Source organism: Flavobacterium undicola, assembly GCF_009909155.2.
GTDB lineage: Bacteria > Bacteroidota > Bacteroidia > Flavobacteriales > Flavobacteriaceae > Flavobacterium > Flavobacterium undicola.
Genome location: NZ_JAAAPM020000023.1, coordinates 1 through 15642, shown reverse-complemented (window position 1 = coordinate 15642; position 15642 = coordinate 1). Strand labels below are relative to the sequence as shown.

Sequence of the window (15642 nt, the reverse complement as noted above, 5' to 3'; positions counted from 1 at the left end):
TCTAACTTAAAAATATGTTAACAATATTAGATAAGTATATCCTGAAAAGATATTTAGCCACTTTTGGGGCTATGTTGTTGATGTTTATCCCAATTGGGATTATAATTGACGTTTCGGAGAAGATTAATAAGATGATAGAGAACAAAGTTCCATTTACGGATGTTGCTATCTATTATTATAATTTTACCATCTATTTTGCAAATGCCTTGTTTCCGATATTTTTGTTTTTATCTATAATTTGGTTTACATCAAAATTGGCTAACAATACTGAGATTATAGCTATTTTGAGTTCAGGAATTTCATTTACCCGTTTTTTAAAGCCGTATATCATTGGCGCATCCATTGTTTCTGTTCTGGTTTTGTTAATGGGTTTTTATGTAGTTCCAAAAGCCAGTGAGGGATTCAATAATTTTCGCTATACGTACTTAAGATCGGGCGGGAAAGAGCTAATGGCTGGCGATAATACGGATGTTTACAGACAGCTGAATGATAAAGAGTTTTTGTATGTAAGTAATTTTAATACTGCGTCTAAAATGGCTTTTAATTTTGTTTTAGAGAAATTTGATAAAGAAAAAATGGTCTCTAAAATCACAGCCAGTAGAATTAAATGGAATGAAAAAGATAGTACCTATACTTTATATGATTATGCTAAAAGAACAGTTGGGAAATTAGGCGATAAGATTGAAATTTCACCCGAAAAGAAAGTCAAGTTTAAATTTGAACTCAAAGATTTAACTCCCGTGGTTTATATTGCTGAGACATTGCGATTGGGTGATTTGATTGATTTTATTGACACGGAAAAAAAGCGTGGTTCTTCAAATATCAACATTTATTTGGTGGTGTTGTATAAGAAATTCAGTATTCCTGTTTCGGCATTTATTCTAACAATTATTGCTGTTTCGGTTTCCTCTATGAAACGAAGAGGAGGGATGGGAATGAATCTAACCATAGGAATTGCTGTTGCTTTTGGTTTTGTGTTTTTTGATAAGATATTTGGAGTATTAGCTGAAAAATCGACTTTTTCCCCTTTTTTAGCGGTTTGGTTCTCTAATATCATTTTTGGAATTTTAGCTGTATTTTTGTTGCGCAATGCCAAACGATAGACTTAAAAGTTATTTAAATCTTCATCTCATTGTTTTTATTTGGGGGTTTACCGCTATACTTGGTGCTTTGATTACCATTTCGGCCGATGTAATTGTCTGGTATCGAATGCTCTTTGCAGGTCTGTTTTTGGGGTTTTATTTGTTCTTTTCTAAAAAATCTTTTCTTATTCCTTGGTATTCTTTGCTTAAATTAAGCTTTGTAGGTTTATTAATTGCGCTGCATTGGATTTTCTTCTTTCATGCGATTCATGTTTCTAATGTGTCGATTACCTTATCGGTTTTTTCACTGGGTGCTTTTCTTACTTCATTACTGGAACCATTGTTTTATGGGAGAAAAGTACTTTGGTACGAAGTGTTTTTTGGATTAGTTATAATTGCAGCATTGGCAATAATCATGCAGGTTGAGGTAAATTATTTTGAGGGAATGTTATTTGCTTTAATCTCAATAGTTTTAGGTGTTTTATTTACCTTGTCTAATGGGAAGCTTATTCAGAATCATGATTCGGCAGTGATTACTTTTTATGAATTTCTGGCAGGGTTGTTTTTTATAAGCTGTTATTTCTTTTTTCAAAATAAATTTACTGCAGACTTTTTCACCGTTTCTTTCAATAATTGGATGTTGTTATTAGTTTTATCCAGTGTTTGTACAGCCTATGCTTTTACTGCTTCGGTAAAGGTTATGAAACAATTGAGTCCTTATACCGTGATGTTAACGACTAATTTAGAACCTGTTTACGGTATTGTTTTGGCTTATTTTATTATTGGAGGAAAAGAGAAAATGAGTCCTTCATTTTATTTAGGGGCAGTTGTTATTATTCTTACGGTAATTTTGAATGGTGTTTTAAAACACCGAAGAAATTTTAGAAAAACGTACAATAGTAGTCAATAATGATTCATATTGTACTTTGTTAAAAGGTGCCGCATTTTTACTATTCAAAATTTATCTTTTACATAAAATGAAAATATATATTTTTATTAAACCAATAATTAATTTCTTTCTTATTGGTTTATTGATTACTACAATAAGTCGTTTAGTGTTGTTTCTTATTTTTATGGAACGCGTAACCCAAACACCTGATTATTGGATGATATTCCCTATTGGTTTGCGTATGGATATCATTCTATTGTCTTATATCTCATTTTTGCCGACTTTATTATTAGCTGTTTTGCCTGATAATTATTTGCAAAAAATAAAGAAATTTTTCAGTTTCTATTTTATCGCTTTTTTATTTCTATTGCTTTTTATGGAATTAGCGAGTTATGATTTTATAAAAGAATACGATACACGTCCTAATAAATTATTTATTGATTATTTGATTTATCCTAAAGAAGTAGTGGGGACTTTACTGAAGAGTTATTTGACTTCAATGTTGTTTTCGTTTTTGGTTTTGGGTATTGCCTTGTATTATAGTATTAAAAAAGCTGCTTTTTGGTTTTATCCAAAATTTGTAGCTTATCGTACTAAATTAATGTTGTTTCCTTTAGTAGCTTTTCTGTTATTTTTTGGAGCGCGTTCCAGTTTGGTTTCAAAAAGACCTATTAATGCTAGTAATGCAATCTTTTCTACAGATCAATTGACTAATAATCTAGGTTTAAATTCAATGTATACGGTTGGGTTTGCTTTGTATTCGCTTAAAAATGAATCGAATGCGGCTAAGATGTATGGTGAAATGGACACTAATGAAGCTATTAGTCGTGTAAAAAAATATATGGGTGTTCCTCAAGCTAATTTTACTGATGCTAATTTACCATTGATGCATTTGCAAAAAACGAATACGACACTTGCAAAAACTTATAATGTTGTCATCTTTTTGCAGGAAAGCCTTGGTGCGGAATATGTAGGGAGTTTAGGAGGATTGCCCTTAACTCCTGAATTTGATAAACTGACTAAAGAAGGAATGTTGTTTAGCAATTTATATTGTACAGGAACCCGAAGTGTGCGAGGTATTGAGGCTGTGGTTACTGGTTTTTTGCCTTCGCCTTCTGAGAGTGTGGTGAAATTGAGTAATTCGCAAACAGGATTTTACACACTTGCTGAAAATTTAAGAGAGAAAGGGTATCAAACCAGTTTTATTTACGGAGGCATGGCTAACTTTGATAATATGGCTGCTTTCTTTAATGGAAATGGTTTTAGTAAAATTATTGATGAAAAAGATTATGATTCATCAAAAGCTGCTTTTAAAGGTACTTGGGGATATTCTGACGAAGATTTAGCTACAAAAGCCAATAGCTATTTTAAATCAATGGGGAATAAACCATTTTTTTCTTTGATGTTTTCTACTTCAAATCACGAACCATTTGAATTTCCTGATGGAAGAATAAAATTATACGATAAAAAGAAAAATACGGTAAATAATGCAATGAAATATGCCGATTTTTCTATTGGAAAGTTTTTTGAAATGGCTAAAAAAGAAGCCTATTTTAAGAATACTATTTTTCTTGTGATTGCCGATCATAATACCAGAACTTATGGAAAAAACTTAGTTCCAATTAATAAATTTCATATTCCGGCTCTACTTATTGGGCCTAACGTTTCTAAAGGAGAAGCTTATAAAAAGTTATGTAGTCAAATAGATATTGCTCCTACATTATTAAGTTTTATAGGAATGGATATTAATGATCCTATGCCAGGGAGAAATTTAATGAGTTTAGCTGCTAATGTACCGGGAAGAGCTATTATGCAATTTCATGACAATAATGCTTTTAGGGTTGAAAATCAAGTTGTTATTTTACAGCCTAATACAAAACCGTTGCAGTTTGAAATGAAAAATGATACGGTATTGATTCCAACTAAGCTAAATCCTGAATTGGCCAAAGATGCTTTAGCACATATTACAACGGCATCTTATCTATATAAAGAGAGAAAATACAGAATGAAAGGGCAAAAATAGATTAAGAAAATAGAAGTTTTTTGTGTTGATTTTCAGGTGAATCAAGTTTATAATGAGCTTAATACAAGAATGACATTATAGGTAGTATCTTTACTAAGTAGTACTAAAATTAAAAATAAAGGGGTGTAAATGATTTAATATTTTATATTTGCACTTCCAAATAAAATAATAACGCACAAATCCTATGGAATATTTAGATTTTGAGCTTCCAATAAAAGAACTTGAAGAACAGTTAGAAAAATGTCAAGTTATTGGGCAAGAATCAGACGTTGATGTTACTGCTACATGCAATCAAATCAACGATAAACTGATTGAGACTAAGAAGAATATCTATGAAAACCTTACTGCTTGGCAGCGTGTTCAATTATCAAGGCATCCAAGTAGACCTTATACCTTAGATCATGTTAGAGGACTTTGTGGTGATACATTTTTAGAGCTTCATGGAGACAGAGGTTTTAAAGATGATAAAGCCATGATAGGTGGTTTAGGGAAAATTGGTGGTCAATCTTTTATGATTATTGGCCAACAAAAAGGATACAATACTAAAACACGTCAGTATAGAAACTTTGGGATGGCTAATCCTGAAGGATATCGTAAAGCTTTGCGATTGATGAAAATGGCTGAGAAGTTTGGAATTCCTGTAGTTACTTTAATTGATACTCCAGGTGCTTATCCAGGTTTAGAAGCTGAAGAGCGCGGACAAGGGGAGGCTATTGCCAGAAATATCTATGAAATGGTTTTGCTTAAAGTGCCTATTATTACGATTATCGTTGGTGAAGGTGCTTCGGGTGGAGCTTTAGGAATAGGAGTTGGAGATCGCGTTTATATGCTTGAGAATACTTGGTATTCTGTAATTTCTCCTGAGTCATGTTCTTCTATTTTATGGAAAAGCTGGGAATATAAAGAAAAAGCAGCTGATGCATTAAAATTGACTTCTGCTGATATGAAAAAGCAAGAATTAATAGATGATATTATTCCAGAGCCATTAGGTGGTGCTCATTATGATAGAGAGACAACTTTTAAAACAGTTGAAGAATATATTCTAAAAGGATACAACGAATTGAAAGTTTTATCAACAGCAGACTTAATTGCTCAGAGAATGGATAAATACACTAAAATGGGTGAATTTAAAGAATAACAAACCTATTTTTAAGATTATAATCCGAAGCCTTACCGTTTCGGATTTTTTTTTGGTTATGAACAAAAAAAGACTAGTTGTAAACATATTGTTGTAATAACTAAACTGTGTTTTTTTTAAAATTTGTGGTACTTTCGTGATATGGAAAATTTCAAAAATGTTAAGCCTGTAAAGGTGGATAAATCTACTATTATAAACCTGGAAAAAGGAAAGTTACCTCCGCAAGTTCTTGATTTAGAAGAGGCTGTGTTAGGTGCGATGATGATTGATAAAAAAGGAGTTGATGATGTTATTGATATCCTACAGCCTGATGCATTTTATAAAGAAGCCCATAAACATATTTTTGAAGCAATTGTTCAATTGTTTACAGAAACCCAACCTATCGATTTATTGACTGTCTCTGCACAGTTGAAAAAAAATGCAAAATTAGAGTTAGCAGGAGGTGATTTTTATTTAATTCAGCTAACGCAAAAAATATCTTCTTCGGCTCACATTGAGTTTCACTCAAGGATTATTCTTCAAAAATTTATTCAACGCAGTTTGATTCGTATTTCTTCTGAAATTATTGAAGATTCTTATGATGAAACTACCGATGTTTTTGATTTATTAGACAGAGCGGAATCTAAACTTTACGAAGTTACCCAAGGAAATATTAAACGTAGTTCGGAAACTGCACAAAGTTTAGTTTTACAAGCTAAAAAGCGTATTGAAGAAATTAGTAAACAAGAAGGTTTAAGTGGTGTTGAAACTGGTTTTACTAACTTAGACAAGCTTACTTCGGGTTGGCAACCAAGTGATTTAATTATTATTGCAGCAAGACCTGCAATGGGAAAAACAGCATTCGTATTATCAATGGCTAGAAATATGGCTATTGATTATGGACATCCAGTGGCGTTATTCTCTCTGGAGATGGCATCGGTACAGTTAATTACCCGTTTGATTTCGTCTGAAACAGGTTTATCTTCAGAAAAATTGCGTACAGGTAAATTAGAACCACACGAATGGACAATGTTGAGTACTAAAGTAAAAGACTTAGAAAAAGCACCATTATTTATTGACGATACACCTTCGTTATCTATTTTTGATTTACGTGCTAAAGCTAGACGTTTGGTTTCGCAACACGGTATTAAAATTATTATTGTCGATTATTTGCAATTAATGACAGCCGGTGGAAATGGAAAAGGAGGAGGAAATCGTGAGCAGGAGATTTCTACTATTTCTCGAAATTTAAAAGCCTTGGCTAAAGAATTGAACGTTCCTGTAATTGCACTTTCACAGTTATCGCGTGCCGTTGAGACGCGTGGTTCTAGTAAAAGACCTTTACTTTCTGACCTTCGTGAATCGGGAGCGATTGAGCAAGATGCCGATATTGTATCGTTCTTGTATCGACCTGAATATTATAAAATTGACGAATGGGATGATGATGAAGCTGCTCCTACAGCTGGACAAGCCGAAATTATGATTGCTAAACACCGTAATGGTGGAATTGAAAACGTTCGTTTGAAATTCTTAGGTCATTTAGGTAAGTTTGATAATTTAGATGATTACAGTGGAGGTTATGATGACGATTTGCCTTCAGCAATGAATCAGGATGATAATTCGTTTATTACTAAAAATCTGCCGTCTCCTCATGAAGCTTTTGGTAGCAATTTGAATGATGACGACGACGATGATATGCCGTTTTAAGATAAAAGCGCTATATTTGAAATAAAACAGTCCAATGGTTTTTAGAAAAATAGCCTTACTTATTATTGTCTTAATTTCTTTTTCGGTAAAGGCTTCTTTTATTTTGTTGCCAATGGATGAAAATTCGCAACAAAATCATCTAAAAGCCTATGGAATTACCTATTGGTGTTTAGATAAAAAATACAAAGCGAGTTGGCTACTTAATTATCGCGGAGGTTCATTTTTATTGCCTGATGCTACTGAAATTCGAAAAGAATGTCAGATTAGAGGAGTAAGTTTCGAAATTTTATCGGATAATGAAGAGCAGGCTATTTTAAACGAAATTGCAAGTCCATCCCAAAATATGGAAAATGTAATTTTGGAAAAAGCACCAAAAATTGCTGTTTATACACCTAAGGGAAAACAACCTTGGGATGATGCTGTAACATTGGTTTTAACCTATGCCGAAATTCCCTTTACCGCTATTTATGATGAAGAAGTTTTAAGTGACCAGTTAGTTCTTTACGATTGGTTGCATTTGCATCATGAAGATTTTACCGGACAGTATGGTAAATTTTACGGTTCTTATCGAAATGTGCCCTGGTATATAGAACAAAAAAAAGACGCTGAAATTCTTGCTGCGAAGTTGGGTTACGCAAAAGTTTCTCAGGAAAAAGGAGCTGTTGCCAAAAAAATTAGAGATTTTGTTATCGGTGGCGGATTTATGTTTGCCATGTGTTCAGCAACGGATAGTTTTGATATTGCTTTATCAGCCGATGGGGTAGACATTTGTGAATCGATGTTTGATGGAGATCCTAGTGAGGCTAATTATCAGTCGAAATTGAACTATAATAATTCATTTGCATTTAAAGATTTTGTATTAGAAAGAAGTCCGGAGAAATATGAGTTTTCAGATATTGATATGACTGAAAAAAGAATTATTCCTATGGAAAAAGATTATTTTACGCTAATGGAATTTTCGGCCAAATGGGATCCTATTCCTAGTATGTTATGTCAAAATCATACCCAACTCGTAAAAGGATTTATGGGACAAACAACTGCTTTTGATTCGAAATTAATCAAATCTAATGTTTTGATTTTGGGAACTTGTGAGCTAAATGGAGAAGCAAGATACATTCATGGGCAAAAAGGAAAAGGAATGTTCAGTTTTTATGGAGGGCATGATCCGGAAGATTATCAACACAAAGTAGGGGATCCACCAACAGTTTTAGATTTACATCCTAATTCGCCGGGTTATCGATTGATTTTAAATAATGTTTTATTTCCTGCAGCAAGAAAGAAAAAGCAAAAAACTTAATCCATTCTTAAACGATACATAAAACCGTTTATATCTGAAGCTATTATTTTATCAGCTTTGATTTGATCGCTAATAATTTCAATTTCATTACCGTCATCTGCTTTTAGAATTCCAATAGCTATTTCATTTTCAAGATTGATTACTCCATTTACTTTTTTTCCATTTTCATCTATTCCTGTAAATCGATGATCGAATTTTCGATTATTCGCCGTAGAATAATAATAAAGTTGCTGCGTATCAGAAACAGAAAGTCTTTGTCTTATTCTATTTGAAGTATAATCTTTTGATTGTTTTTTTATAGCTAAAGCTTTTTTATTGCTATTTTCATTTTTACAAGAAGTAGAGCAGATTAATAATCCAATAAAGCTAAGTTTGAAAATAGTATCATAGCCAGCATAAGCTAAATCTTTGCTAGAAAATTAGGCATTTCAATCAGTTTTAATAAAATTAAAGACCAAATTTATGACTAATAAAAATGAGTTATTTACGGAAAACCGTAAACGGAGTGTTTTTTTGTAAGTAATTTAAAGAGGAAACAGCTGAGTTAGTAAGGGTTTGATTTATATTAGTCCCATATCTTTAGCAATAGCAATAAGTTGTACATTATTATTTGCTTTGAAGTATGTTTTTAGTTTATTAGTGCGTTTTTCTATACTACTATTACTTATTAGGCGTTATTCCTGAATTTTTTAATTCAGTTGCAATTTCGTTTAATATTAAGCCTTTTGATAGTAATGTTAGTAATGAAATGTCGTAAGATTCAATTTCGATTATTGATTTCTCTGTTAAAGCATTCGCTACTGTTTTGGGTAATAGTATTCTAGTTTCGTTATTGTAAATGCTGTTGATTGCTTTTTTGAGTTCTTCTACACTGTTTCTTCCTTTTACTACATAAGCATTAAGTTCCAAATTGTTAAATAATGACTTTATTTTAAAAGATTTGTCTTCAATTGAAAACACAATTGTTTTAATATCAGGTTGTGTTTTTTTTACAGCAGCAATGAGTTCTTCGCCATTGATGAGCTTGTTTTCTCTGTGGTCTTGTTTAAAAGACAAGTCACTTATTAATAAGTCGAATGGTTCATTGTCTGCCTGGGCTTTTTTAATTTTAATATATAAGCATCATCACAATATTTTACGTGCTGGATATTGGCTATAGACAAGCCTTCTAAAGTGTGTATAATGGTTTGGCTAATAGAATCTAAATCCTCGGCAATTAATACTTTTTTAAACATATTGACTTAATTATATTGGTATAGTCATATTTATTTTAACTCCATTGCTTACTTTACTATCAAAAGTAATCGTTCCATTGATTGCTATAATGCTACTTTCTACATTTTGAAGACCATTTTTCTTGATTTTTTCATCAAGATTTATTCCTATTCCATTGTCAAAGTAGTTTATAAACAAATTGTTTTCCTGCTTTTTAAATGATACAATGACTACGCTGCATTGACTGTGTTTTTTCATGTTTACTAATAGCTCTTGAAGAACACGATAGATTGTGATTTTTTTAAAGTTTTCTAAGCTTGTCCAATCTATTTCATCTAATCCATTAATCATAAGATTTATCGAATGATGGTCAAAACCTGAAATCATCTCTTTTAAGTTGGAGGAGAAAAGACTCCCCGTTTCGATTAGGTTGTTTTCTCTCGAAATATTTCTTGTTGTAGTATAGATACTGTCCAAACTGTCAAGTAATTTTTCAGCATTGTTAGGAGTGGATAAGTCTTGAGTTTCTGCAAAAGCAATCGTTTGGTAGATATCATTGGCCAATTCATCATGCAATTTTTTGGCAATTCTAATTTCGGTATTATAGGCGGTTTTAAGTTTTTCTTTTTTGTTTTTCTCAATCAGATAATAATAAACAAAGCCCAAAATAATTATTATGATTACGATTATAAATACGATTACTATGTTTTTGTTTTTCTCTAATTCCTGCTGTAGCTCTTTTCCGCCTTTAAGTTTACGGTTTTCTTCTTTTTCTTTTTTAGAATCGTATTTTAGTTTGGCAAAATAATTTTTCGCTTTTTGCCTAACTACAGTAATACTGTCATTAATATTAACATAAGTAAGAGAGTATTTTTTTAATTCTTCTCCAGAACTGTTTTTTATTAAAAAACCTAAGGCTTGTAGGCGATCGTCAGGATTGTTATATTCTGTCGCTTTTTGATAATATAAGTCAGCATATTTTATAGCTTTTTTTTTGGCATGAGCTTGGTAATATTTATATAAGTAATGATAGTTTGTTGCTAAATTATAATCATCATCTGCAGTGGAATCCATATTAAAATTCATCTCTAACGATTTATTTAAATAATTAATTGCATTAGGGTTGCCGATTTTAATATAGCAATATCCTATGTTGTTTAAAAGGTTTGAATGGTAGTATTTGTTTGTTTTTATTTCTTGTCCTTTTAATATTGGTTCGTATATTTCTAAAGCTTTTTTGAAATCTCCTTTCTTGCTGTATGCATAAGCTATATTAAGAACATCTGATAGTTTTTTTATTTTACTTACATTGAAGGATAATGCTTTTTTGTGATAGTATATTGCATCATCGTAATTGTGTAAATAAGAATAGTTACTAGCCAACATGCCATAGAATTTCCATTTATATCTATCGTTGTTTGATTTGTCGACAAATGAAAGCGTTTCTACAATGGAGCTTTCAGCGCCTGAATAGTCTCCTTGTAGCTGCTGAGATGTTATTAAAATAAACATCGCAATGGTATATTTTTTACTTTCCTTTTCAGGATTGATTATTAGTTTTGTCTTATTGGCATAATAAAATGCACTATCATATTTAGAATTGTCGTAATAATCGTTGGCAAGTTTGTAGTATTGATCAACTAGTTTTGAATTGTAGTTTGTATTCCTAATGACTTCTTTTTTCTTCTCACAGGATTGTAAAGAGAAAAAAATAACGATTAAAATTATGTAAATAGGGTAGAGATTTTTTTTGACTATCATAGTACGAAAATACAGATTTATCCGATGTTATAAAAATGATTTTTCTATATCTGTTATGTTTCCTTTGATTGTTTAAATAAAAAAATCCCTTATCAAACGATAAGGGATTTTATATAAGTAAGTAGTCTTAAATTGAGTTGATAAAACGTTTATTTTACTTTATTAAGTACAGCTTTGAAAGCTTCTGGGTGGTTCATAGCTAAATCAGCAAGAACTTTTCTGTTCAATTCGATTCCGTTAGCTTTTACTTTACCCATGAATTGTGAATAAGACATTCCTTCTAATCTAGCTCCAGCGTTGATACGTTGAATCCATAAAGCACGGAAATTTCTTTTGTTCACTTTTCTATCACGGTATGCATAGCACATTGCTTTTTCTACCGCATTCTTTGCAACTGTCCAAACGTTTTTACGTCTACCAAAGAAACCTTTGGCTTGCTTCATTATTTTTTTTCTTCTTGCTCTTTTAGCAACTGAATTTACCGATCTTGGCATAATTTTATTGTTTTTTTGTAGCAGGCGTCCCGAATTTAATCAAGGGAACTTACAGCCATACTCCAAGGTTATTGAAATTGTTTTTAACCTAAAGAATAAAAAAGTTTGAGGTTAGAAGTTAGAGGTTAGAGGTTTTAAAACTCATAACAAATAACTTTTAACGATTAACAATTATATAATTCTTAATTGTTGTTTGATGCTTTTCATATCTGTTTTGTGAACTAGCGCTGAGTGAGTCAAAGCTAATTTACGTTTTTTAGATTTTTTAGTCAAGATGTGACTTTTAAAAGCGTGTTTTCTTTTGATCTTTCCAGAACCAGTAACTTTGAAACGTTTCTTGGCGCTAGACTTGGTTTTCATTTTAGGCATTTTTTCCTAGTGTTTTAATTTATTCTTACTTACTTATTTATTTTGAGTTACTAAGAATCTAAGAAACTGAGTTACTGAGTTTTTCCCAGTTACTCAGCAACTCAGGTGCTTAGTGTCTTATTTTTTCTTTTTCGGAGCAATGAACATAATCATTCTCTTTCCTTCAAGAACTGGCATCGCTTCTACTTTACCATATTCTTCTAAATCCGTAGCTAATCTTAATAACAAGATTTGACCTTGATCTTTATAAATAATCGAACGTCCTTTAAAGAAAACAAATGCTTTTAATTTAGCACCTTCTTTTAAGAATTTTTCAGCGTTCTTTCTTTTAAACTCATAATCATGCTCATCTGTTTGAGGACCAAAACGAATTTCTTTAACGACAACTTGTGAAGATTTCGCTTTTAGAATTTTTTCTCGTTTCTTTTGCTCATAGACAAACTTTTTATAATCCATGATTTTACAAACCGGTGGATCTGCATTTGGTGAAATTTCAACTAAATCTAGTTCAAACTCGTCCGCTAATCTTAATGCTTCGGAAAGTTTAAAAACTCCAGGCTCAATGTTTTCACCTACAAGCCTTACTTCTTGCACTCCACGGATAAGATTGTTTATCCTGTGTGCATCTTTTTTTTCTACGCGAGGTTGAAAACCTCTGTTGCTTCTTATTGCTATGACTTTTAAATTTAAGTTAAACTGTAAATACTTTTAATGTTTTGTTTATTTCTTCGTTTACAATCGAAGCAAATTCTTCTATTGTTACGCTGATATTTCCTTTTCCTTCTTGACCTTGACGACGGATAGAAATGGTTCCGTTTTTCTCCTCTTCCTCACCAACGATAAGCATAAATGGGATTTTTTGCAATTCAGCATCCCTAATTTTCTTACCAATTGTCTCGCTTCTGTTGTCAATTAGCCCGCGAATTTCGTGAATTTCCAGCAAATCTAAAACTTTTTTAGCATAATTTTCATATTTCTCGCTCAAAGACAATATAATAGCCTGTTCAGGCATAAGCCAAAGAGGGAAATTTCCTGCTGTATGTTCCAGTAAGATAGCGATAAAGCGTTCCATAGATCCAAAAGGAGCTCTGTGAATCATAACTGGGCGATGCAATTCGTTGTCAGAACCTTTATAGGTTAATTCGAAACGCTCAGGTAGGTTGTAGTCAACTTGGATTGTTCCTAGTTGCCATTGTCTTCCTAATGCGTCTTTCACCATAAAATCTAATTTCGGTCCGTAGAAAGCAGCTTCGCCGTATTCAACAACGGTATTTAAACCTTTGTCAGCGGCAGCGTTGATAATAGCATTTTCAGCTTTTTCCCAGTTTTCATCTGTACCAATATATTTCTCTCTGTTCTCTTTGTCTCTTAATGAAATTTGAGCAGTAAAGTTTTCGAAACCTAATGAGCCAAATACATAAAGAACAAGGTCAATTACTTTTTTGAATTCATCGTCTAATTGCTCCGGAGTACAAAAAATATGCGCATCATCTTGAGTAAATCCTCTTACACGAGTTAAACCATGTAATTCGCCAGATTGTTCGTATCTGTAAACAGTACCAAATTCAGCATAACGCTTTGGTAAATCTTTGTACGACCAAGGTCTTACATTGTAGATTTCACAGTGGTGAGGACAATTCATAGGTTTTAATAAAAACTCTTCGCCTTCGGCAGGAGTGTTTATTGGTTGAAAACTATCAGCTCCATATTTTGCATAGTGACCAGAAGTTACATAAAGTTCTTTTTGACCAATATGTGGAGTAACTACTTGCTCATAACCAGCTTTCTTCTGCGCTTTTTTCAAGAATTGCTCTAATCGATCTCTTAAAGCAGCTCCTTTTGGTAGCCATAAAGGTAGGCCTTGGCCTACTTTTTGAGAAAAAGCAAACAATTCCAGTTCTTTTCCTAATTTACGGTGGTCGCGACGTTTTGCTTCTTCAAGAAGTAAAAGATACTCAGTTAAGTCTTTTTGTTTTGGAAAAGAAGTTCCGTAAACACGAGTCAACTGTTTGTTTTTTTCATCACCTCTCCAGTAAGCGCCAGCAACACTCATCACTTTCATGGCTTTGATAAGTCCAGTGTTTGGGATGTGACCTCCACGACATAAGTCAGTAAAAGTATCGTGATCACAAAAAGTGATTGTTCCGTCTTCTAGATTCGAAATTAATTCTGTTTTGTATACATTGTCCTTATATAGTTCTAAAGCTTCTGCTTTAGTAACAGGGCGAAGTTTGAATTCGTGTTTTCCTCTCGAAATTTCCAAAACACGGTCTTCGATTTTCTTGAAATCTGCTTCGGTGATTTTTTGATCTTCAAAATCCACATCATAATAAAAACCATTAGCGATAGCTGGACCAAGAGTTAATTTAATTCCTGGATACATTTCTTCAAGAACTTGTGCCATCACGTGAGAAGTAGAGTGCCAAAAAGCTTTTTTGCCTTCTAAATCATTCCATGTATATAATGTAAGACTGCCGTCCGTCGTTAAAGGAGTTACTGTTTCTATAGTTGTACCATTAAAAGAAGCCGAAATTACATTTCTTGCAAATCCTTCGCTAATGCTTTTAGCAACATCCATCGGAGTCGCGTCTGGCGCAAACTCTCTAACTGACCCATCGGGCAAAGTAATCTTAATCATTGTTAGTTTAATTTTGAGAATGCAAATATAGAGTATTAGAAAAATACATACAATATATATTATAGTATGTTTCTTGGAATCCAAGTCTAAATAAAAAAGCTTACCTATATATGTATTGTTTTTTGAAGCTATTTCCCGCTATTCACTACAATCTTCCTTGTCCCGTTTTAAAAAAAAACGGGGCAAGAAAGGATTTTCGTTGCTATCTGCCTGTCGGCAGACAGGTCGGGGCTAGGGTAAAGGCTAGAAAAGGCTGTTTTGTTCTTGAAAATGGATGAATTCTTTTCATAAACTAATGTAGTAAAGTCTAATTAATCGCTGTAGAAAGACAAAATGAGCCTTGAGCTTTTAAAATGCTTAAAAAACTCGCAATTTAAACTTCATGTTATCAATGTGTTAAAAAAAAGATTGAAAATACTTCCGAAAATCTATTGTCAAAACGAATAAAGGTTCTACTTTTGCACCCGCAACAACGCAGACGTTCATTAAAATACTGACAGACAAATAAGCTTAATTAGAAAATTAATTTCTTAAAAAAAAGCTTCAAAAAGTTTGTGAGATTTAAAAACAGATGTTACATTTGCACCCCGCAAAAGCGGCAAGTTATTTGAAAAACTGCTAAGAGATTTGAGAGAAAAACGAAGAAAAAAATCTTCAAAAAAAACTTTAAAAATTTCTTGCGAGATTAAAAAGAAGTTGTACTTTTGCACCCGCTTCGGGAAACACGCCAAGCGCGTTAAACGAAACGAAAAGAAACTGAAATAAATTCAGTTTAAACAAGAAGAACACGTTCCTAGACATATTGAATTGACAGCCGTTTTGAAAGAGATTTCAAAACAAAAGAATAAGAGTAATAGAATCGAGAGATTAGAATAAACCACTAGAATCTTCAGTCAAAATAAATAGAATTAGATTTATCTAATTCGCATAATATACGATGAAGAGTTTGATCCTGGCTCAGGATGAACGCTAGCGGCAGGCTTAACACATGCAAGTCGAGGGGTATTGGTTTTCGGACCAAGAGACCGGCGCACGGGTGCGTAACGCGTA

At 32.6% G+C, this 15642-nt stretch carries 13 protein-coding genes and 1 rRNA gene; 7 read left to right on the top strand and 7 right to left on the bottom strand.

Annotation, left to right across the window (positions count from 1 at the left end; genetic code table 11):
* Positions 1 to 14: 14 nt before the first annotated feature.
* The 6 genes from GTZ96_RS13230 (at position 15) to GTZ96_RS13205 (ending at position 8115) form a co-directional block, all read left to right on the top strand.
* Positions 15 to 1103 (top strand): LptF/LptG family permease, encoded by a 1089-nt coding sequence (locus tag GTZ96_RS13230; RefSeq protein ID WP_161644388.1) that lies wholly within the window; start codon positions 15 to 17, stop codon positions 1101 to 1103.
* Complete coding sequence (locus GTZ96_RS13225) at positions 1090 to 1992, top strand: DMT family transporter (protein WP_161644387.1); 903 nt, start codon at positions 1090 to 1092, stop codon at positions 1990 to 1992. The genes GTZ96_RS13230 and GTZ96_RS13225 overlap by 14 nt, the downstream gene beginning before the upstream one ends.
* A gap of 67 nt (positions 1993 to 2059) precedes the next feature.
* Positions 2060 to 3994 carry an LTA synthase family protein gene (locus tag GTZ96_RS13220; RefSeq protein WP_161644386.1) on the top strand — a complete coding sequence of 645 codons (1935 nt, stop codon included), beginning with the start codon at positions 2060 to 2062 and terminating at the stop codon, positions 3992 to 3994.
* Positions 3995 to 4178: 184 nt separating this feature from the next.
* Entirely contained in the window at positions 4179 to 5132 is a 954-nt protein-coding gene (locus GTZ96_RS13215; protein WP_161644385.1) for an acetyl-CoA carboxylase carboxyltransferase subunit alpha, read from the top strand.
* 141 nt (positions 5133 to 5273) lie between these two features.
* Positions 5274 to 6818, top strand: coding sequence for a replicative DNA helicase (gene dnaB, locus GTZ96_RS13210; protein ID WP_161644384.1), 1545 nt, complete (start codon positions 5274 to 5276; stop codon positions 6816 to 6818).
* Between the two features lie 34 nt (positions 6819 to 6852).
* Complete coding sequence (locus GTZ96_RS13205) at positions 6853 to 8115, top strand: asparagine synthetase B (protein ID WP_161644383.1); 1263 nt, start codon at positions 6853 to 6855, stop codon at positions 8113 to 8115.
* A gap of 660 nt (positions 8116 to 8775) precedes the next feature.
* Here the strand turns inward: GTZ96_RS13205 and GTZ96_RS18435 are convergent.
* From GTZ96_RS18435 to thrS, 7 genes are all read right to left on the bottom strand, one after another.
* Positions 8776 to 9171: a response regulator gene (locus tag GTZ96_RS18435; RefSeq protein ID WP_317168909.1), complete on the bottom strand. Its 396-nt coding sequence runs from the start codon at positions 9169 to 9171 to the stop codon at positions 8776 to 8778.
* A gap of 8 nt (positions 9172 to 9179) precedes the next feature.
* Positions 9180 to 9350, bottom strand: coding sequence for a hypothetical protein (locus GTZ96_RS18430; protein WP_317168908.1), 171 nt, complete (start codon positions 9348 to 9350; stop codon positions 9180 to 9182).
* Positions 9351 to 9360: 10 nt separating this feature from the next.
* Positions 9361 to 11091, bottom strand: coding sequence for a tetratricopeptide repeat-containing sensor histidine kinase (locus GTZ96_RS13195; RefSeq protein ID WP_161644382.1), 1731 nt, complete (start codon positions 11089 to 11091; stop codon positions 9361 to 9363).
* 149 nt (positions 11092 to 11240) lie between these two features.
* Positions 11241 to 11585, bottom strand: coding sequence for a 50S ribosomal protein L20 (gene rplT, locus GTZ96_RS13190; protein WP_035633036.1), 345 nt, complete (start codon positions 11583 to 11585; stop codon positions 11241 to 11243).
* 171 nt (positions 11586 to 11756) lie between these two features.
* Positions 11757 to 11954: a 50S ribosomal protein L35 gene (gene rpmI / locus GTZ96_RS13185; protein WP_022827375.1), complete on the bottom strand. Its 198-nt coding sequence runs from the start codon at positions 11952 to 11954 to the stop codon at positions 11757 to 11759.
* Between the two features lie 117 nt (positions 11955 to 12071).
* Complete coding sequence (gene infC, locus GTZ96_RS13180; protein WP_394368016.1) at positions 12072 to 12629, bottom strand: translation initiation factor IF-3; 558 nt, start codon at positions 12627 to 12629, stop codon at positions 12072 to 12074.
* A 16-nt stretch (positions 12630 to 12645) separates the two neighbouring features.
* Positions 12646 to 14592, bottom strand: coding sequence for a threonine--tRNA ligase (gene thrS, locus GTZ96_RS13175; RefSeq protein ID WP_161644381.1), 1947 nt, complete (start codon positions 14590 to 14592; stop codon positions 12646 to 12648).
* 934 nt (positions 14593 to 15526) lie between these two features.
* Here thrS and GTZ96_RS13170 point away from each other — a divergent pair.
* Positions 15527 to 15642 (top strand): 16S ribosomal RNA (locus GTZ96_RS13170); the annotation flags it as partial.